The 18,900-nt window shown below is 46.9% G+C and carries 19 protein-coding genes; 15 read left to right on the top strand and 4 right to left on the bottom strand.

Annotated features, from left to right (window positions below; all coding sequences use genetic code 11):
- Window positions 1-6: 6 nt before the first annotated feature.
- The 9 genes from MKY87_RS11505 to MKY87_RS11465 all read left to right on the top strand — a co-directional run bounded on the left by MKY87_RS11505 (window position 7) and on the right by MKY87_RS11465 (window position 9,691).
- Window positions 7-450 carry a FixH family protein gene (locus tag MKY87_RS11505; protein WP_338588589.1) on the top strand — a complete coding sequence of 148 codons (444 nt, stop codon included), beginning with the start codon at window positions 7-9 and terminating at the stop codon, window positions 448-450.
- 92 nt (window positions 451-542) lie between these two features.
- On the top strand, window positions 543-1,523 hold the full coding sequence (locus MKY87_RS11500; protein ID WP_339788787.1) for a LacI family DNA-binding transcriptional regulator: 981 nt from the start codon (window positions 543-545) through the stop codon (window positions 1,521-1,523).
- Window positions 1,524-1,683: 160 nt separating this feature from the next.
- The gene (locus MKY87_RS11495; RefSeq protein ID WP_339788790.1) at window positions 1,684-3,009 is read left to right on the top strand and encodes an ABC transporter substrate-binding protein; all 1,326 of its coding nucleotides are present in this window, start codon (window positions 1,684-1,686) and stop codon (window positions 3,007-3,009) included.
- A 146-nt stretch (window positions 3,010-3,155) separates the two neighbouring features.
- Window positions 3,156-4,040, top strand: a complete 885-nt coding sequence (locus tag MKY87_RS11490) for a carbohydrate ABC transporter permease (protein ID WP_338588587.1) — start codon at window positions 3,156-3,158, stop codon at window positions 4,038-4,040.
- Entirely contained in the window at window positions 4,037-4,867 is an 831-nt protein-coding gene (locus tag MKY87_RS11485) for a carbohydrate ABC transporter permease (protein ID WP_397387109.1), read from the top strand. Before MKY87_RS11490 ends, MKY87_RS11485 begins: the two co-directional genes overlap by 4 nt.
- A 40-nt stretch (window positions 4,868-4,907) precedes the next feature.
- Complete coding sequence (locus MKY87_RS11480) at window positions 4,908-6,470, top strand: glycoside hydrolase family 32 protein (protein WP_340912718.1); 1,563 nt, start codon at window positions 4,908-4,910, stop codon at window positions 6,468-6,470.
- Window positions 6,471-6,554: 84 nt separating this feature from the next.
- On the top strand, window positions 6,555-8,042 hold the full coding sequence (locus MKY87_RS11475) for an alpha/beta hydrolase family protein (RefSeq protein WP_339788795.1): 1,488 nt from the start codon (window positions 6,555-6,557) through the stop codon (window positions 8,040-8,042).
- A gap of 26 nt (window positions 8,043-8,068) precedes the next feature.
- Window positions 8,069-8,470: a MerR family transcriptional regulator gene (locus MKY87_RS11470; RefSeq protein WP_340964489.1), complete on the top strand. Its 402-nt coding sequence runs from the start codon at window positions 8,069-8,071 to the stop codon at window positions 8,468-8,470.
- Window positions 8,471-8,635: 165 nt separating this feature from the next.
- On the top strand, window positions 8,636-9,691 hold the full coding sequence (locus tag MKY87_RS11465; RefSeq protein ID WP_339788801.1) for a serine hydrolase domain-containing protein: 1,056 nt from the start codon (window positions 8,636-8,638) through the stop codon (window positions 9,689-9,691).
- An 83-nt stretch (window positions 9,692-9,774) separates the two neighbouring features.
- Here the strand turns inward: MKY87_RS11465 and MKY87_RS11460 are convergent, their stop codons facing one another.
- From MKY87_RS11460 to MKY87_RS11445, 4 genes are all read right to left on the bottom strand, one after another.
- Window positions 9,775-10,452: a succinylglutamate desuccinylase/aspartoacylase domain-containing protein gene (locus MKY87_RS11460; protein ID WP_340964487.1), complete on the bottom strand. Its 678-nt coding sequence runs from the start codon at window positions 10,450-10,452 to the stop codon at window positions 9,775-9,777.
- Between the two features lie 96 nt (window positions 10,453-10,548).
- Complete coding sequence (locus tag MKY87_RS11455) at window positions 10,549-11,517, bottom strand: ABC transporter ATP-binding protein (RefSeq protein WP_340967427.1); 969 nt, start codon at window positions 11,515-11,517, stop codon at window positions 10,549-10,551.
- A 22-nt stretch (window positions 11,518-11,539) separates the two neighbouring features.
- On the bottom strand, window positions 11,540-12,340 hold the full coding sequence (locus MKY87_RS11450; RefSeq protein WP_339788806.1) for an ABC transporter permease: 801 nt from the start codon (window positions 12,338-12,340) through the stop codon (window positions 11,540-11,542).
- A complete protein-coding gene (locus tag MKY87_RS11445) occupies window positions 12,337-13,113 on the bottom strand; it encodes an ABC transporter permease (RefSeq protein WP_339788809.1) in 777 nt (258 codons plus the stop codon). The genes MKY87_RS11450 and MKY87_RS11445 overlap by 4 nt, the downstream gene beginning before the upstream one ends.
- Before the next feature lie 305 nt (window positions 13,114-13,418).
- Between MKY87_RS11445 and MKY87_RS11440 the strand changes: the two genes are divergently transcribed.
- The 6 genes from MKY87_RS11440 (at window position 13,419) to thiD (ending at window position 18,729) form a co-directional block, all read left to right on the top strand.
- Window positions 13,419-14,270, top strand: a complete 852-nt coding sequence (locus MKY87_RS11440; protein WP_340912731.1) for a DegV family protein — start codon at window positions 13,419-13,421, stop codon at window positions 14,268-14,270.
- A 153-nt stretch (window positions 14,271-14,423) separates the two neighbouring features.
- On the top strand, window positions 14,424-15,140 hold the full coding sequence (locus MKY87_RS11435; protein ID WP_340912733.1) for a response regulator transcription factor: 717 nt from the start codon (window positions 14,424-14,426) through the stop codon (window positions 15,138-15,140).
- Window positions 15,137-16,069, top strand: a complete 933-nt coding sequence (locus tag MKY87_RS11430; protein WP_340964486.1) for a sensor histidine kinase — start codon at window positions 15,137-15,139, stop codon at window positions 16,067-16,069. Before MKY87_RS11435 ends, MKY87_RS11430 begins: the two co-directional genes overlap by 4 nt.
- 127 nt (window positions 16,070-16,196) lie before the next feature.
- Window positions 16,197-17,120 (top strand): ABC transporter ATP-binding protein, encoded by a 924-nt coding sequence (locus tag MKY87_RS11425; RefSeq protein ID WP_340964484.1) that lies wholly within the window; start codon window positions 16,197-16,199, stop codon window positions 17,118-17,120.
- Window positions 17,113-17,811: an ABC transporter permease gene (locus MKY87_RS11420; RefSeq protein WP_339788817.1), complete on the top strand. Its 699-nt coding sequence runs from the start codon at window positions 17,113-17,115 to the stop codon at window positions 17,809-17,811. The genes MKY87_RS11425 and MKY87_RS11420 overlap by 8 nt, the downstream gene beginning before the upstream one ends.
- Window positions 17,812-17,916: 105 nt before the next feature.
- Entirely contained in the window at window positions 17,917-18,729 is an 813-nt protein-coding gene (thiD, locus tag MKY87_RS11415; RefSeq protein WP_017692191.1) for a bifunctional hydroxymethylpyrimidine kinase/phosphomethylpyrimidine kinase, read from the top strand.
- Window positions 18,730-18,900: the final 171 nt, after the last annotated feature.

The following is an 18,900-nucleotide window of genomic DNA, read 5'->3' as shown; positions in this document are numbered from 1 at the left end:
ATGGTGATGAGCGGACAAGCTCGTTGGTTCATGCCCTTCATTATTCTGCTCCTCCTGACGGTGGGATGCTCTTATGAAGAACAGTCACAATCAGGCGAGATGCCAGAGATGATTAAAGTGAAACTTGACGTTCCAGAGAAGGCTTCTCTTCATAAACCAACAAGGTTGCAGGTGAAGCTTACACAGGGAGATGCACCGTTAAGTCAGGCTGATCATGTGCAATTCCAGATCTGGAATGAGCTTGATGATCCGCCTTCTGTATCTCCGGAACAAGGTATGATGACAGCGGACGAACTGGAGAATCAGGGGGCTATTACTGCCACTGAGTCAGAGGAAGGGCTGTATGAAATCCAGCATACCTTTGAAGAACCAGGTACGTATGTGGTACAGGTCCATGTTACGCACGGAGCTATGCATAGCATGCCGAGAGCGAGAATTGTAGCGGAATGAAGCAATGGGCGGGTACCAAGGGTTTGGTTCAGGGTTAGCAATGGGTTTATAATGTTAAAGGTATGAAGAATGTTGTAGGAAAAGAGGGTGTTATGGCAACTATTCATGATGTTGCACTCAGGGCAGGAGTTTCTGTAACTACCGTCTCGCGTGTATTAAACAACCGGGGATATATCAGTCAGAAGACTCGGGACAAAGTGTATCAAACCATGGACGAACTTAATTATCGACCCAATGAAATTGCCCGTTCTCTTCTGCGTAAGCAATCCAATGTTATAGGCTTGATTATTCCTGATGTATCCCATCCGTTTTTTGGAGAACTGGCTAGCTATGTTGAGTATCATGCTTACCAGAATGGATTTAAAATTATGTTATGCAATTCCCACATGGACCCTTCCAAAGAGCGTGAATATGTGGAAATGCTTAAGGGTAATCGCGTGGATGGCATTATTATGGGAAGTCATACACTGGAAGTTGATGAGTATATGAATCTGCATTCCCCAATCGTGACCTTTGATCGTAAGATCGGTGAAGACATCCCGTTTATCTCATCTGATAACTATCAGGGAGGGGTTATGGCTGCTGAATTGCTGCTCTCGAAGAACAGACGGAATCTGGCACATATCTGCGGTAATTTGGAATTGCAAATGCTGTCCAATCGCCGGACGACAGGTTTCGTTGATACATTGCAGGCTCATGGAGTCAAACCGGTCATGATTCATGAAACCGATCTGAATGTGTTTGATCAGCATCAGTATACGGAATTGGTGGATAAGCTGCTTGCACAACACCCCGAGGTGGATGGGCTCTTTGTAACGAGTGATCTGATGGCGGTGCATGCGCTGAAGCAGATCGTGTTAGGTGGGCGCAAGGTACCCGACGATATCGCTATTATAGGTTATGATGACAGTCGTGCGGCAGCGTATACGGTGCCTGGCATAACAACGATCAGGCAGCCGGTGGAGGCTATGGCTAAGCTGGCGATTGATCTGATTCGGCGCCAGCTCGCGGAAGAGAAGATCGGAATGGAGCATATTTTGCCGGTTACCATCGTGGAGAGAGAGACGACCTGATACAGGTCGTTTTTTCATATTCGTCCTTTTGCAATGTAAAAATCAAGGCGCGATATTTTTTTAAAATGGTATGTCAAACGATTGACATGTCAAACCTTTGACATTATAATTCGATTTGTAAGCGTTTCCTTTTAAACTATTGATCGGGGGACATAACAAGATGAAAAGAGAACAGAGATGGATGAAATTATTGGTATTGTCATTGATTATGATGCTTGTATTGTCGGCATGTGGAAGTAAAGCAGCGACGGAGTCCAACTCCTCCTCGGAGGGGAGCAGCAGTGAGAGTGTCAAAATCACGATGCTCAATTCCAAGTCGGAAATTAACAATCAGCTGGAGCAAGCGGCTAAAGACTTCCATGCCGAAAATCCAAATATCACACTCGAAATTGTACCTGTAGGCAGTGGACAGTCTCCGTTTGAAAAAGCGTCTGCTTTGTATGCCTCCGGCAGCCCTACAACGATGATGATGCTGGACACAGGGGATGTCGAGAAATTCAAGGATCGTGTTCTGGATCTCACATCCGAGTCTTGGATGAAGGATGCTGTGGAGAACAGCACAGCGGCTACAACGTTTGATGGCAAAAATTATGCCTTCCCGTTCTCTATTGAAGGATATGGATTCATCTATAACCAGAATGTATTGGATCAGGCAGTAGGTGGGACATTCGATCCCAAGTCTGTACAGACCACTGCACAGCTTGAGGAGCTGTTCCAAAAGATTGCTGCTACTGGAAAATCACCTTTGATTGTATCTCCGATGGATTGGTCGCTTGGTGCGCATTATCTGGGGCTTGCATATGGTGGGCAGTCGGCGGACCGTGCGAAGGTGGATCAATTCATTACTGATCTGAAGGCTGGTCAAGTGGACCTTGCTTCCAACGCCGTGTTTAATGGCTTGTTAGATACATTTGATCTGATGAAAACCTACAATATTGACAAGGCTTCTCCATTGTCCGGAACTTATGAGCGTGGACCTGAGGTGCTTGGCAAGGGTGATGTTGGCATCTGGTTCCAGGGCAACTGGGCATGGCCACAAATTTCAAGCTTTGATACAGCAGATGGAAATTATGGCTTCCTCCCGGTACCTGTGAGCAATAATCCGGATGATTTCGGTAATACGCAAATCTCTGCTGCTGTATCCAAACGAATATTGCTGGATAAGGAAAAGAGCACACCAGCGCAGCAGGAAGCAGCGAAGAAATTTTTGGATTGGATTGTTTATAACGAAAAAGGTCAGGATTTCCTGGTGAATCAAGCCAGTATTATTCCGGCATTCAGCAACATTACACTGGAGCCAACCGATCCGCTTGGCAAATCCATTAGTGAATACATCAAGGCAGGCAAAATCGAGGAATCAATGAGTACACTTCCTGCGGATCACTGGTCCAAACTGGGTGCATCCATGCAGAAATATTTGGCTGATGTCATTGACCGTGCCGGGCTTGCCAGCGAAATTCAGGCATACTGGAGCAACGTGAAATAAAGGAATTAATCATAGCCCTGTGCAGCACATAGAGAGAGACTTGCGGTAGCCGGAGATGATGAATGTACAGCTTCCACATGAGGTCCGTTCAACTTGTTTCCGGTATAACCGCCAGGCTAATCATTTGGATAGAGTGGAGGATGACAATGCTGACCGAAAAAGGATTATGGACACGTCTGCGCACTCGCCTGATCTTTACTGGCCCGACATTATTTGCGTTTGCTACGGTGATGATTATTCCATTTTTGTATGGTATTTATTTGACGTTTACGAACTGGGATGGTATTGCAGTCGATCAAAACTTTGTTGGCTGGGATAATTACATCGGTGTGTTCAAGGACACGGTGTTCTGGAAATCATTCGGGATGACGCTGGAGTACGTATTTATTACCGTTGTGCTGACCAATGCGGTTGCTTTCCTGCTCGCTTACGCTGTAACTCGGGGAATGAAGGCACAGGGCTGGTTTCGGGCCGGATTTTTCCTGCCGAATCTGGTGGGCGGAATCGTGCTTGGTTTCATCTGGCAGTTTATTTTTAATCAGGTACTCGTTTTTGCAGGACAAAAAATGAATCTCACGCTGTTTTCCACCTCCTGGCTGGCTGACCCTGATAAAGCGTTCTGGGCACTCATTGTGGTGACCGTTTGGCAGTATGCCGGCTATATGATGGTTATCTACATTGCAGGACTGATGAATGTGCCGAAGGATGTTATGGAAGCAGCCAGCATTGATGGGGCAAGTAATCGCAAAATGTTGGCGCGCATTGTATTGCCACTGATGGTTCCTTCGTTTATTGTTTGCATCTTTTTGTCACTGCAACGGGGATTCATGGTGTATGATCTGAACGTCTCCCTGACCAGTGGTGGGCCCTTCAAGAGCACAGAGATGGTATCCATGCATGTTTATGAGCAGGCCTTTCTTGCTCGTGACTACGGATTGGGTCAGGCAGAAGCCTTTGTTCTGTTTATCCTTGTAGCCGCCATTACATTGCTCCAGGTCTATTTCAGCAAAAAACTGGAGGTCGAGGCATGATGGCTGGACAATCGCGCATTCTCAACTGGATGAAGTTTATTGCATTAATCGTTGTGATGATTTTGTTTGTATTTCCGTTTGTACTTCTAATCGTCAATTCGTTCAAGGCTAACCAGGCAATTACCTCCGATCCGCTGGGCTTGCCAAGCTCCTTTCAATTCGATAATTACGTCAATGCGTTTGACAAAATGGGATATGTATCCGCCTTCAGCAATTCGTTGCTTATTACCATTGCAGGTGTATTACTGATTGCTCTTTTTGCGGCGATGACAGCCCATTACTTTGTTCGTCACAAAAGCAAACTGAATCAGTATCTCTTTTTCCTGATGGTAGCTGCGATGATTATTCCGTTCCAGGCCATTATGATTCCATTGGTTAAAATATACGGCTCGCTTAGCCTGCTGGATAACAAGTGGTCGCTGATCTACATGTATATTGGCTTTGGCAGTCCGCTCGCCGTATTTATCTACCATGGCTTTATCAAAAGTATTCCTCTGGAGCTTGAAGAAGCGGCTCTCATGGATGGCTGCGGCAGAGTGCAAACCTTTTTTCGCATCGTACTGCCGGTGTTACTGCCAACAACCGTAACCATTAGCGTACTGAATGTATTGTGGATATGGAATGATTTTTTGCTGCCTTCCTTGGTGCTGACTTCATCCGAGCAGCGTACGCTGCCGCTGTCCACGTTTTATTTTTATGGAACATATACCGTGGATTACGGCCCATTGATGGCTGGTCTGGTGTTGACCCTGCTGCCTGTACTGATCGTTTATCTGTTTGCGCAGAAGTACATTATTCAGGGGGTTATGCAAGGGGCTATCAAATAAGTTCAGCTGGGTGATATAGAGAGAGACAGGAGTGAAGCATATGAACCAGGAACGATACGAGCAGCAGGAAATAGACACAAGGCAAGAGACAGACCTTGGACTGACGAGTTCTTCGGCTCAAACGAAGGAGAGTTATACACTCGCCCGGGCCAATGCATATATCAAGGAGCATCGACATCAAGTTGATCCAACCTATCGAATGGCCTATCATTTGATGCCGGAGGTAGGCTGGATGAATGACCCCAACGGCTTCATATACTTTGGTGGGATGTATCATATGTTTTATCAGCATTATCCCTATGAACCGGTATGGGGGCCGATGCACTGGGGCCATGCGGTGAGCCGTGATTTGGTTACGTGGTCTTACCTGCCTGTTGCACTGGCGCCCGATCAGAGCTACGACAGTGGAGGTTGTTTCTCCGGAAGTGCAATCGTGCAGGATGGCAAATTGGTGCTGATGTACACGGGGCATGTTGTGACTGGACCCGACAAGGATAACGATTACTTGCAGACACAGAATATCGCTGTCTCGGACAATGGAATTGATTTTGTCAAAAGCGCGATGAATCCGGTTATACGGCTGGATCAAATCCCAGCGTATACCAGTCCCAAGGACTTCCGTGATCCAAAAGTGTTTGAACGAAACGGTGTGTACTATTGCGTCCTTGGCTCAAATGATGCTGCGGGCAAAGGTGTCATTCTGTTATACCGTTCAACGGACTTGCTGGATTGGAGTTATGTTAACATCATGGCCCAGAGTGACGGGACGCTTGGTGACAATTGGGAATGTCCAGATCTGTTCACACTGGATGGCCGAGATGTGCTGATCATGTCTCCACAGCGCATGCCTGCTCAGGGAGATAACTATCGCAACTTGCATTCGACCGTTTATATGATGGGAACGTTGGATGAAGACCAAGGTGTGCTGAAGTACGAGCAGTACGTTCCGCTGGATTGTGGCTTCGACTTTTACGCGCCCCAGACGATGGAGGATGCACAGGGACGACGAATCATGGTGGCCTGGATGGATACGTGGGAAACGGAAATCCCGACACAACAGTCTCATGCCTGGGCTGGAGCGATGACGTTGCCGAGACAACTCATTCGCAGGGGAGAACAATTGATATTCCAGCCGCTTCCCGAACTTATACAGTACAGGTCGGAAGGCACCGAGCAGTATGGTATACATTTAAGTGGTGACGGACATGATCTTGATCTTGGAATCAGTGGAGACTGTTACGAACTGTATGCTGTATTCGAAGCGGAACAGGCACGACACTTCGGATTGAAGCTGCGTACGGGTGAGGATGAAGAAACCGTGATTTCCTATGATGTAGAGCAGCGTCGTTTATGCTTAAATCGCGAGCATGCCGGACAAGGGCCGGGCGGAGAACGAGCTGTGACAGTGGAACTGCTTGCCGGGAAACTGGAACTTCATATTTTTATGGATGTCAGCTCCGTTGAGGTGTTCATTCAGCAGGGAGAGCAGGTCATGACAGGGCGAATATATCCTGGGCCGAACTCGACAGGTATCAAGGCTTTCTCGTCTGGAACGTGTACGTTGACCGAGCTTCACAAATGGGATTTACGAATTCCCCGATAAAATTCTATCTAAAATTCAGCCTTGACCTTGAAGTATACTTCAAGGTTTATTCTTTTTTTATCAAGAAATATTGGAGGCTGAATAATGAGAATTTTAGAATGGATTTTGGTATTGGTAACCGTAGCTGCTACGGTATTTATGCTGGTGTTTCCGAAGCGCCGGGCAATGATAATGGAGACACTCACAGCTCTGATTCTGGCAGTGCTTCTGCATGGCTTGATCAATTCATTTCGCGTGCAGATGATACCAACCTATCTTGTTAGTCTAGTATTATTCATTACGTTAATCATTCAACTCATGAAATCATACCGTAGTGGCCGTTATGTTCAGAGCGCGCGAAGACCCAACCGTCTTTCAAAAATCAAGATGACACTGGTATCGATTCTGGTTCTGGCCTTCAGTGCAGGTTCAATCATACTTACCTGGCTGTTACCTGCCTTTACGATGCCTGAACCAACCGGCACCTATGCCATTGGCACGTTCTCTGAGCACCTGGTGGATGGATCTCGTGAAGAGACCCAAACACCCGACGCGGGGGACAAGCGTGAACTTATGATTAATGTATGGTACCCGGTGGATCAGGAGGCCGCCCAAGGGCTGCCGCTGGCGCATTACCCTAGTGAACTGGGAGAAGCGATCAGTCTGGTGTTTGGCATTCCGTCTCAGGTGTTCAGTTATCTGGATACCATTCCAACACATGTGGTGCAAGGAGCTGAGATGTCCACCGTCCAAAGCAAGTATCCGGTTCTGCTATTCTCGCCGGGTGTCCGCTCAGCCCGTTTTCAAAGCATGACGATGATTGAGGAACTGGTTAGCCATGGTTACATTGTCGTGGGGATAGATCACCCGTATACGTCAGCACAAGTGACATTTCCCGAGGGACGTGAAGTTTCCTATCAGGCTGACCCTGAATTTGCAACGTCAGCGGAATTATATCAATATAATGTAGAAGGTATAGGCATACGTGCAGATGATGCAAGCTTTGTTCTCGATATGCTTACCCAGTGGAATTCACATGATCCGAATCAACTGCTCCAAGGCAAACTTGATCTGGATCACGTCGGCATCATGGGACATTCGTATGGTGGGGCAACAACAGCGGAAGCACTGGCGCAGGATGAAAGATTCCAGGCAGGACTTAGCCTGGAGGGAGGATTCTGGGGAAAAGTATCCACGACAGCCCTGAAACAGCCGTTTATGTATATCATGTCGGGTGGAACCGCCAAAAGTCTGGAACCGGATGCCACCGAAACGGAAAAAGTAGCCTATCCAGAGTTTAAGCCTGATCTGGATCGAGTGATGACAAGTAGTCTGAATGATACCTATTATCTGACGGTGGATAATTTCTTCCATCAAAGCTTTACGGATATATCGTTGATTTCACCGAAACTATTCGCAAGAGGCATGACGCCAGAACATAATGTGGATATAACCAGATCCTATGCGCTGGCATTCTTTGACCGTTATCTGAAAGGGGAAGAGCAGTCATTGCTGCAAGGAGCTTCAGCACAATTTCCCGAGGTCACCTATGATGCCACGTATACCAAGATACGCAACAAACAAACGCAATAAGTCCGCAGAAAGGTGGAGGAGTAGACATGGAAACCATGACAAGAGGAATGTTGGCCAAGCGTACCGGCGTGAGTATGGCAACCCTCCGTTATTACGAAGATAGTGGAATTCTGCCTGCTCCCCGTCGTTCCTCCAACGGATATCGGGTGTATACCGAGGATTATCTGGTCAAAATTAAGTTCATTAAGGATGCCCAGTTGCTGGGTTACTCCTTAAAGGAGATACAAGAGACCCTGCAACTACTCAGCCAGGAAGACATGGAAAAGGATACGTTAAAAACCCTTGTACGCGAACGCATCGCTGGCATTCAGAAACATATTGACCATCTGGAACAGATGCAGATTCATCTGGCACGACTGTTACATACACCGGAGGACGATATCGACAGTTATATTCAATCGTTCAGGGTGCAAAAGAAAGAGCCGTAATCGCGGCTCTTTTCCTGTTTAGGAGAAAACAGGCGTGGACTACTGAGCAGGGAATCGGATATTTAAAACGAATACATAGTGTAGTTTGCCAATACATAATGGTGGTTAACGTGATTTCAATAATTCAATAATGAAACTCACACCACAAAAGGAGTAACATTTTCTATGAGGGATTTACAAGGTTTTGTATCCGATTACATTAAGGGCAAGAAACATCTGCATCTTGAGATTGGCGTTATTACAAAGGGAGATATCGAATATCATTCATTGGGCAATCCCAAAAAGAAGAGCGTGGCTTCTCCTGAACACAGGTTGTTCGAAATCGGCTCTGTAACCAAACTTTTTACATCGATCCTTCTGTTAGAATTGGAGCGTCAACAGCAGCTTTCCACGGATGACACGGTTGGCAAGTACATACACAATGGCAAAAACGATTATTTGAATAAGGTTACCTTAAAAAGTCTTGCGACGCATACCTCTGGCTTACCCGGAGTTGCCACAAACCTGTCCTCGAAGAAAAACCGATACAATCCGTATTCAAATTATACGGAGGATGATTTACTTGCTTTTTTATCCGATGCTGACTTTACGGATCAGATGGGTTCATTTGAGTATTCCAATACCGGCGTGGGTTTACTTGGCTATATCCTATGTAAAGTATCAGGAAGTACATATGACGATCTGCTGAAAAAATATATCACAGGTCCATTAAACATGACAGAGACAGCTGTTATGCTGAATGCAGAACAGAATGGCAGATTTGTGGATGGACATACGTCAACGGGGAAAAAGATGCCTCATTGGGATACTGGTGTACATGAAGGGGCAGGGGCGATCAAGTCATCTCTTCACGATATGTGTTTATTTGTACAGGCCAATCTGAATGAAGATCATCCGCCAGCCTCTGCAATACAACAAAGTCACATGCCTGTGATGATTGGAGATTCAACCCATCATTACGCCTGGTTTAGTGATAACATCTCAGATCAGAATATTCTCTGGCATAACGGTGGCACATTTGGTTTTAGCAGTTATTTGGCTATTCATAAGGAACAGAGTATGGGTGTTGTATTATTGTCCAATTATTGTTTTGGATCAGTCTCCATTGTGGATGAGTATCTGGATGCTATATTCAAGTTTATAACTAAAAAAGACCTTTATCCACTCATGCCGCTGGACCCCGTGGGCAATAAAATATTAGAATCTATGATGCAAAGGTAAATGCACGAACAGAGAGCACCTGAGGATGTACTTCGGGCGCTCTCTGTTCGAGGTTTCTTGTAGTTCTATCTTAATGATCTTGGTCATGACATACCTGCTTCACGCAGAAAATGGTGTACAATCTCCGTCTGATACTTGATACGGGTCGAGCGTTTCAGACTCCAGCAGGTCTCCACCGTGACGGAACGGGCTTGTAATAGTCTTGAAGCCGCTGTACGGGCAGATCCCGGCAATTCATGCTGCTTGAGGTTAAAATGACGATCACGAATGGAAATCGACCGATTCATTCTTTGGATAACTCTTCTGCATATTGGAATGGTAGGACTGCCGGGGTTGGTGATCAACGTCTGTCCAAGCACCCGTGAACTCAGCTGAGACAGGCCGTTGGCTTCATGCAGATCGAGCCACCAGTCGGCCCGATGTTCACGGGCCAACTGAAAAACCGCCGCAGCGAGCGGATGTTTGGCCTTGCCTGACATACGACGTGGAAACGTACGATTCAGATCTGGCTTGCCTCTGATTTTCTTAGCGTAGGCTTGCTGGTTCACACGTGGCACGATAATTAACAGCCCTCGCTGAATGGCGTGACGACCTGTCGCAATATCATCTGCGAGTTTTTGCGCAGCAGCCATACTCGCCGTTTCATTCCCGTGAACCCCGGATGTAATGAACATCACGGGTCCCGGCATCATGCCACGTACGATGAAGTAGGGAGTGGCGTGTACGCTGGATGCTGCAAGGACATGTTTGGTCACAAGCATGACGCTTCACCTCCGTTATTACATTACGCCATGTCCCTCTTTCATGTAACGGCGTAAGAACAGGTCTTCATCCTATTTCCTCACAAAATGGGCCGACTAATACACCCGATGAATGATATCTTCGAAATCGGGTTCTTTCATCTCTACATCTTCAATCTCACCCCAGTGCTCCAATTGTTTCAGAATGTCCATTGTGCTCCATTCCTTCCGGTTCACTTCGATGGTGACAATTTGCCCTTCCACTCCTGTAATATGTATCGCGGATGATATAACATTCGGGATGTGAAACGCTCCTCGGAACGTTACCCGAATCAGCGTAGGTAGTCCGATGGTTTCGCGAAGTGACGAGATTGTGCCGTCATATGTCAGTTGACCATGGTTAATCACCATGACCCGGCTGCATAACTGCTCAATGTCGTCCATGTCATGTGTGGTCAGCAAAATCGTTTTGCCAAACGTTTCATTTAATGTTCGTAGAAATTGACGAATATTCCGCTTTGCGTTCACATCAAGTCCAATGGTTGGTTCATCGAGAAAAAGCAGTTCGGGATCATGCAGCATGGAAGCGGCGAGATCCGCACGCATGCGTTGTCCAAGCGAGAGCTTGCGGACAGGCGTGGCCCAGAACGATTCAAGGTCCAGCAACTCGGCGAACTGGGACAGCCGTCTCTTTTTGTCCTCGGCGCGGACACCGTACATCTCGGCCAAAATATCATATGAATCTTTCACGGGCAGATCCCACCAGAGCTGGCTGCGCTGCCCAAACACAACGCCCAGTCGACCAACAGTCCTGCGCCTGTCCTGATGCGGGTTCATACCATCAAGCCTTACCTCACCCGAGGTTGGGTGCAGGATACCTGTCAGCATTTTGATCGTGGTAGACTTGCCAGCCCCGTTCGGACCGATGTAACCCACAAACTCACCTGGGCCGATATCAAAACTGATATCACGTACCGCTTCCTTGGACACATACTCACGTGAAAATAACGTACGTAACCCCGAGAAACGTCCTACGCGAATAACAGGAGTTTTGAATTCCTTTTGCAGATGCCGTGCTGTGATCATGTTCATGATTCGTTTTGCCTCCTTAGCTACCTGTACTTTGATATTTGGTCATACCGAATTGCCAGAAACGCAGACTTGCAGCCAAGCTCAGTACGGCAACCGCCGCAACAGCAACAAGAATCCACGCTCCTCCTTCACCCCGTAGCAGGTAAAGTGACGGAATGTAGTTGACGAATCCCACGGGAATTACCGTTAGCAGAATGCCAGACATCCATTTGGGATATAACGTTAGCGGATATTGGGCAGCCGTTCGTGCGGCATCTTCAGTGATCGTCTGTAATTCCTCGATACGTGTGGTCCAGAATCCGAGTGTGGCAGTAGCAAGTCCGATGGAAAAGAGAATGACTGCGCCCGTCAGGATAATGAGCAGGGAGAAGGGAATGGCAGTCCAGTCAATCTGTCCGCTGTGCATCATGCCTGCCAATGACCAGCAGAGAATGAACCCGCCTTGCAGGACTTCCCCAGCCATGATGCGGAAGTTTTGCGGCAGCAGTGCCAGCAATACGGGCATGGGACGTGTTAACAGTTGATCAAGCTCACCATTAACCAGATATTTTTCCAGATGATGAACTTCGTTTCCGAATGTTCGATACAGTGTTTTGGATAACGTCATGATGGCAAAGAGATAACCGATCTCATGGAGGGACCAGCCTTTAATGGCTCCGAATTTGTGCAGCACCAGAGCAACCATCAGAAACTCGGAGATCTGAATTAAAGCGGCCAGTACGGACGCCATGATGAAATTGAACTTGTATTGCATCCGGCTGCGGATGCTTGTTCGAATCAGCATTTTATATAAATTGAACCAGGAAGTTCGCTTCATCCGCCTTGTACCTCCACTTTACGACGTAACACTTGGGTAATCGCAAGACAGATCAACGTCATAAAGACACACCAAAGCAAGGTTCCCCATAACAAGGAGCCATCTTCGAAATCAAGATAGATTCGGGTAGGTACATAGAGCAGGAAAGGGTAGGGTGATATCCAGGCAAGTTGTTCAAGCCAGTCCGGTAGCCATTCCAGCGGAATGAAAAAACCAGCCAGCAGATTCATCATCGCGTGATTGCCCCAGTGAAGCCAGGAGGACTCTGTGGTCCACATCGACGTGGCACCAATGATGTAGTTCATACAGATGGACAAGTATGCGGCGCCGGCAAGACCAAGTGCGACATAGAATAGTGTTGAAACGTCTGAGGGCCAATGTAGGGAAAAGACAATGGAGAAGAGCAGGTAGATCGGGATACTTTTGTACACAAACTGGTAGGCAATCTGCCCCCATTCGCGTGCCATCAGGTGGGTGAACAGATGAACTGGCCTCATCAGGTCCAATGCGATCTGCCCTGTCCTGACGGATAAGGGAATACCCAATCCGTTCGTGAGAAAACCCGAGATCCAGAGAGAGGATTGCGTGAACGCAATGTAACTGATCATCCCCTGTGTCCCGTATTCCCCGAGCGTATGGTCGGCCCCGATGCCGATCCAGAGGCAGGCATACATGTAACCAAACATGGCGCTTGCCAAGTTATGTACCATGTGTGCCCCGCGGTATTGCAGATTCCGGGAGTAGGCTTTGGAAGCCAGAGTGAAATAAAGCATGTGACACCTCCGATAAGTGGATTGAACGGCGTTTCCGTTCACTTCAGTCAAGGCGAAAAAGAGAGAAGGACAACAGCATACCAATTTATTCCTTCACAGGCAAGACATTTTTTTAGCTAATAATGGTATTAACAGGGGTGTTCATGATTGCGCCACAAGACAACGGTCTGTCCGTTCATTTATAATTGAGAGGTAGTATCGCAAACGTTTACAATGTGAAATATTCAAATTTTAAATAAACCGCCGGGCGTGTGCTTGACGATTGAGGATACAGAACGAACAATCCGGCAAGAGAGAAGGATGTCATGAAGAAAATTGCATGGGTCACCGATAGTACCAGTACACTGGATCCCGTTTTTGCGGAGCAAAATCATATCTACATCGTACCGCTGCGCATCTTATTTGGAGAGGAATGTTACCGGGAAACCGATGACATTACATCTGAAATGTTCTATGAGAAACTTGCGGAGGCTTCACGTGCGAGCAGTTCGCAGCCACCCATTGGCGAGTTCATTGAACTGTATGAGTCGCTCAAAGACAAGTACGATGAGATTATTACGATTCATTGCTCTACAGAGCTTAGCGGAACGCTGCATACGTCCATGCAGGCTGCAGAGATTGCAGGAGTGACGGTGACCGCAATTGATTCAAAGGCAGGTGCCTATCCTCACCGTGAGATGATTATGCAAGGACTGGAATGGCAGAAGCAGGGATGTTCAGCTGCCGAGATCAAAGTAAACATTGAACAGATGATTGATAACATGTCCTTTTACCTCATACCGGCCAGTCTTCAGCATCTTCATCGCAGTGGACGGGTGTCGGGCACACAGCTAATCATCAGTCAACTGCTCAAGATCCATCTGCTGCTCCGATTTGAAGAGGGCAAAGTGGTTGTGAATGAGAAGATTCGCACGTTCAAGCGGACGAAAGATCGCATGCTGGATATGCTCAAGCTGGATATGGAGAAAGTAAAGCATGTGTGCATTATGCATGCGAACAATCAGGAAGAAGCCGTCACGATCAAGAAGCAGATTGCCAATCTGCTCCCTAAATTAAAGACCGAAATCATGCCGTTTATCCCTGTGGTGAGTATTCATGCAGGTGCAGGAACCATTGGACTGTGCTGGATCCACAGTGAGAACGGATATAGAGAATAGAAGCACCAGCATTGATCTACAGACACTCATAGACCTGACAGGAAGCACACTTTATCGCAAAGTGGTGATCCTGTCAGGTTTTTTCGTATGTCATTGCCAATTCAAACAAACTGTGAGGTAATAAAGAAAACTGTTCATGTTGGAGGGAAACATGTGTTAAGTCACCGCTTGTTGCTTGTTGAAGATGATCGTTCAATTAGTGAAATGGTCGGGCCATACTTGGAAAAAGAGGGCTACGACGTCACGTATGCATATGACGGCTTAGAGGCAGAACGTCAGTTCAGCCAGTCACAACCGGGGTATGATCTGGTTATTCTGGATCTGATGCTGCCCCGCAAAAGTGGGATGGATGTGCTGCAAACCATTCGGGCAGTCAGTCTGGTACCTGTGCTCATTCTGTCAGCGAAGGATGGGGAGGTGGACAAAGCATTAGGACTGGGCTTCGGTGCAGATGATTACTTGAGCAAACCTTTCTCGTTAATCGAATTGACTGCCCGCATTAAAGCTGCGATTCGCCGCGCCAATTATACTGCTCTGCCTGTGACTGAAGTGGCTAAAGATCAGCGTATTCGCATTGGCGGACTTCTGGTCGACATGGAGACGTACGAGGTGGAGCGTGAAGGTACACCCGTCAAGCTGACGTCCAAGGAATTTGGCATCCTGAAGTTATTGGTTACTCATCCTGGCAAAGTGTTCACCAAGGCTCAGATCTACGCTTCGGTCTGGAACGATCAGTATTATGGAGACGAAAATATCATTAACGTACATATGCGTCGTCTGCGTGAGAAACTGGAGGCAGATCCTTCGGCTCCCCAGTATATCAAGACACTCTGGGGCATCGGGTATAAGCTGGAGGCGGAGCAGGGATGACACTGATTTTTGCCATCACAACGGGTATTCTGGCCATTGCCTTCATTGTATTATGGTTGAAATTCCGTAAACGCAGTCAACACCTGTCCTATATTCATCACAAAATATCCGATATCCTGGATCAAGGCACCTTTGAGCGCTTGCTCGTATTTGACAGTGATGATCAAGTTAGCCGGCTTCTGAAAGATATGAACCAGCTGCTGGATCATGCGCACCGCGCGAAGGCCGGTTATGCGAACCAGGAGAAGGAGATGCGTAATATGCTCTCCAACATTTCGCATGATCTGAAAACGCCGCTCACCGTTGTGCTGGGATATAGTGAGACCTTGCTGAACAGTCCATCACTGACTGATCAGGAACGGAAGATTATGACGGAGAAAATACAAGATAAAGCGCAGGAAGTGCTGCGTTTGATCCATTCCTTTTTTGATCTGGCGAAGCTGGAATCTGGAGATACGGAACTGGTGCTTAGTAGAGTAAATATAAGCGAATTATGCCGGTTGAAGATGCTTTCCTTTTATGAAATGTTGACGAATCTGGGATTGCACGTGGAGCTAGAGATACCTGCGGGTGATATCTTCGTGCAAGCGAATGAAGAAGCATTGGACCGTGTGCTGGATAATCTCATTACCAATGGAATGAAATATGGAGCAGAGGGTAAGGTACTGGGACTTTCACTTAACCATTCGATAGGTGGACCTGTGACGCTACAGATCTGGGACCAGGGAAAAGGGATTCCTGAGAGCGAGCATGGTCGTGTGTTCGAACGCATGTATACACTGGAGGATTCCCGCAATCGACTTTATCAAGGCAGCGGCCTGGGTCTGACCATTACGAAACGGCTAGTTGAGCGGATGGGTGGAAGTATTCACTTGCATAGTGTGCCACATCAACGGACTGTATTCTCGGTTACCTTAAAGTCTTGGTAGACCCTGCATTGGCATGTCCGGTCAGACTTAAGGTTTTTGTAAGATTTGATTAATAAAAAAGAAGACTTTTCTCTTTACAATATAGATATAGGAACCCGGACAGGGGACGTAAAGGAGAACAAGGACGATGAATTATATCGCACGAACAATAGATGTGACCAAAGTATATGAAGGGGTGGAGGTTGTATCCAACGTCAGTATGAATATTAAGCAAGGTGAGATCTATGGATTCCTCGGTCCGAATGGTGCTGGTAAAACAACCATCATGAAGATGCTCACCAATCTGGTTAAACCAACAACAGGAGAAATTGAACTGTTTGGGGAGAAGCTTACACCTACATCCTATGAAGTGTTGAAACGAATGGGCAGCATTATTGAATATCCTTTTTTCTATGATAGGCTGTCTGCTCGCGAGAATCTGGAGCTTCACTGTGAATACATGGGGTTTCACAACAAAAAGATCATCGACAATACGATGGAAACGGTAGGGCTGAAGGATACGGGCAAGAAACCGGTCAAGGACTTCTCTCTGGGTATGAAACAGAGGCTGGGATTGGCTCGTGCACTCATAACCACACCCGAACTGCTCATTTTGGATGAACCGATCAACGGATTGGACCCTGTAGGGATCCGGGAGATGCGAGATTTGTTCAAGCGCCTTAGCAATGAGTATCGCATTACCCTGTTGGTCTCTAGTCACATTCTTGGCGAGATAGAGCAAATTGCTGACACGGTTGGTGTCATTCGCGGCGGTCGCTTGGTGGAGGAAGTATCGATGGAGAGCATTCGTGGAAGTCAAAATGAGTACATCGAGTTACAGGCGGTAGATATCCGCAAAGCGACTTATGTCATTGAACACCAGCTTGGTTTGAGTAATTATAAACTGGTCGATGACCAAACGTTACGCATCTATGATCCGGGAATCATTCCATCGGAACTGAACACCAAGCTGATTCAACACGGCATTGAGATCGAATCGATATCCAAACGGGCTCATTCCCTGGAAGAACACTTCATGAAGTTGGTAAAAGGGGATGAAGACGTTGCTTAAACTAATCAGACTTGAGATGCGGAAGCACCGCTTTGCACGTAATTTTGCAGGTGCAGGTATTGCCAACATAGCCATTCTTCTTTTCCTGATTATGATTGGATTCATGGATGTGGGAGCAGAAGATTATGCCTATGCCGATTACCAGACCGCCTTTATAATTATCGATACATTTGTGAGAGCGACCTTCATCATATTTGCAGGAGCTTTATTATCCAAGCTGGTGATCAGTGAGTATCGAAATAAAACCATGAACGTCATGTTCACCTATCCCATCCAGCGTCATAAAATCATCGCGGCCAAATTGATTATCGTGTTTGGTTTTACATTTGTGATGATTATGGTTACCGATCTGTTGATGGGTTCACTGCTGTTGATTGTTAATCAATTCTACTCCTTCATTCCTGAATCACTGAGCAATCGGGATATGTTGGGACTTCTGGTGAAGTACAGTATCAGTTCTTTATCGGCTGCGTGTATGGCACTCATTCCCCTATTCTTCGGTATGCGTAAGCATTCTGTTACAGCGACAATGGTCTCGTCCATTTTGCTAGTTTCGATTGTCTGCTCCGGATTCAACGGGTCGGAAGTTTCCATTCATTCGCTTATTATTATCCCTCTGACCCTTGGAGCAATAGGGATATGGATTGCTTCGATGTCCATGGTTCGTCTGGAGACAAAAGATGTGAACTGAATCATTCGGAAAACCATGCTCTGTATGGCTTCAGATGCCATTGACATCCGCTCGTACAAGGGATAGGATAATGTCAACTGAGACACGAAGGAGAATGCAACTACCATGACGATTCCAAAAACATTAACAATAGCTGGTTCGGACACGAGCGGCGGTGCAGGTATTCAAGCTGATTTGAAAACTTTTCAGGAGCTGGGTGTGTATGGCATGACCGTACTGACTACGGTTGTGGCAATGGAACCCGAAACATGGGATCACCAGGTCTTTCCTGTTGAATTAAATGTAGTTGAAGCACAGCTTCGCACTGTTCTGGACGGCATCGGTTTCGATGCCATGAAGACAGGTATGCTCGGTTCTGTAGATATTATTGAACTGGTAGCAAAACATATTCGCCGCAGCGGTCTGCCACAGATCGTTATCGATCCGGTAATGGTCTGCAAAGGTACAGACGAAGTACTGCAACCGGAAAATACGGAAGCGATGATCGAATTCCTGTTGCCAGGTGCTGATCTGGTTACACCTAATCTGTTCGAAGCATCCCAACTGGCGAAGAGTGGACCGATTCGCTCCAAGGAACAGATGGAAGCAGCGGCAGCAGCAATTCATGCCCATGGCTCGAAACATGTTCTAATCAAAGACAGAGGTGTCATTAGCCCGGGTAAAGCAATGGATCTACTCTATGATGGAACCAACTACGAATGGTTTGAAGCCGATGTTGTCGGCTCCGGATATACGCATGGTGCGGGCTGCACAACGTCTGCGGCGATTACCGCAGGATTGGCTCGTGGTCTTTCAGTGAAAGAGGCTGTTCGTGAAGGTAAAGCCTTCGTGACCAAAGCGATTGCCGGCGGATTCCCGCTGAACCGTTTTGTTGGCCCGACACTGCATGTGGCACACCGTCTGGAGCAACAACGTTAAGTGTTGCCAGGGAACGCGCAGTAGCGCATCAATTCTGGATAACACACTTCGATTTCATTCAAGTAGCTGTCAATGAGCTGGAGCTTGCTCGTTGACGGCTTCTTTTTTGTGCGAATTTTTATAAAAATTAGTAACTTTTGGCTTATATTAATCGTATATATCATGGGAGTA

This window comes from Paenibacillus sp. FSL R7-0198 (assembly GCF_038000415.1).
Taxonomy (GTDB): Bacteria; Bacillota; Bacilli; order Paenibacillales; family Paenibacillaceae; genus Paenibacillus.
The sequence above is the reverse complement of the archived record's forward strand: the minus strand, read 5'-3'. Positions and strand labels throughout refer to the sequence as shown.

Bases quoted from the DNA above. Each gene is read 5' to 3' on its own strand.
- MKY87_RS11505 (WP_338588589.1), top strand. From the start codon at position 7: ATGAGCGGACAAGCTCGTTGGTTCATGCCCTTCATTATTCTGCTCCTC.
- MKY87_RS11500 (WP_339788787.1), top strand. From the start codon at position 543: ATGGCAACTATTCATGATGTTGCACTCAGGGCAGGAGTTTCTGTAACT.
- MKY87_RS11495 (WP_339788790.1), top strand. From the start codon at position 1,684: ATGAAAAGAGAACAGAGATGGATGAAATTATTGGTATTGTCATTGATT.
- MKY87_RS11490 (WP_338588587.1), top strand. From the start codon at position 3,156: ATGCTGACCGAAAAAGGATTATGGACACGTCTGCGCACTCGCCTGATC.
- MKY87_RS11485 (WP_397387109.1), top strand. From the start codon at position 4,037: ATGATGGCTGGACAATCGCGCATTCTCAACTGGATGAAGTTTATTGCA.
- MKY87_RS11480 (WP_340912718.1), top strand. From the start codon at position 4,908: ATGAACCAGGAACGATACGAGCAGCAGGAAATAGACACAAGGCAAGAG.
- MKY87_RS11475 (WP_339788795.1), top strand. From the start codon at position 6,555: ATGAGAATTTTAGAATGGATTTTGGTATTGGTAACCGTAGCTGCTACG.
- MKY87_RS11470 (WP_340964489.1), top strand. From the start codon at position 8,069: ATGGAAACCATGACAAGAGGAATGTTGGCCAAGCGTACCGGCGTGAGT.
- MKY87_RS11465 (WP_339788801.1), top strand. From the start codon at position 8,636: ATGAGGGATTTACAAGGTTTTGTATCCGATTACATTAAGGGCAAGAAA.
- MKY87_RS11460 (WP_340964487.1), bottom strand. From the start codon at position 10,452: ATGCTTGTGACCAAACATGTCCTTGCAGCATCCAGCGTACACGCCACT.
- MKY87_RS11455 (WP_340967427.1), bottom strand. From the start codon at position 11,517: ATGATCACAGCACGGCATCTGCAAAAGGAATTCAAAACTCCTGTTATT.
- MKY87_RS11450 (WP_339788806.1), bottom strand. From the start codon at position 12,340: ATGAAGCGAACTTCCTGGTTCAATTTATATAAAATGCTGATTCGAACA.
- MKY87_RS11445 (WP_339788809.1), bottom strand. From the start codon at position 13,113: ATGCTTTATTTCACTCTGGCTTCCAAAGCCTACTCCCGGAATCTGCAA.
- MKY87_RS11440 (WP_340912731.1), top strand. From the start codon at position 13,419: ATGAAGAAAATTGCATGGGTCACCGATAGTACCAGTACACTGGATCCC.
- MKY87_RS11430 (WP_340964486.1), top strand. From the start codon at position 15,137: ATGACACTGATTTTTGCCATCACAACGGGTATTCTGGCCATTGCCTTC.
- MKY87_RS11425 (WP_340964484.1), top strand. From the start codon at position 16,197: ATGAATTATATCGCACGAACAATAGATGTGACCAAAGTATATGAAGGG.
- thiD (WP_017692191.1), top strand. From the start codon at position 17,917: ATGACGATTCCAAAAACATTAACAATAGCTGGTTCGGACACGAGCGGC.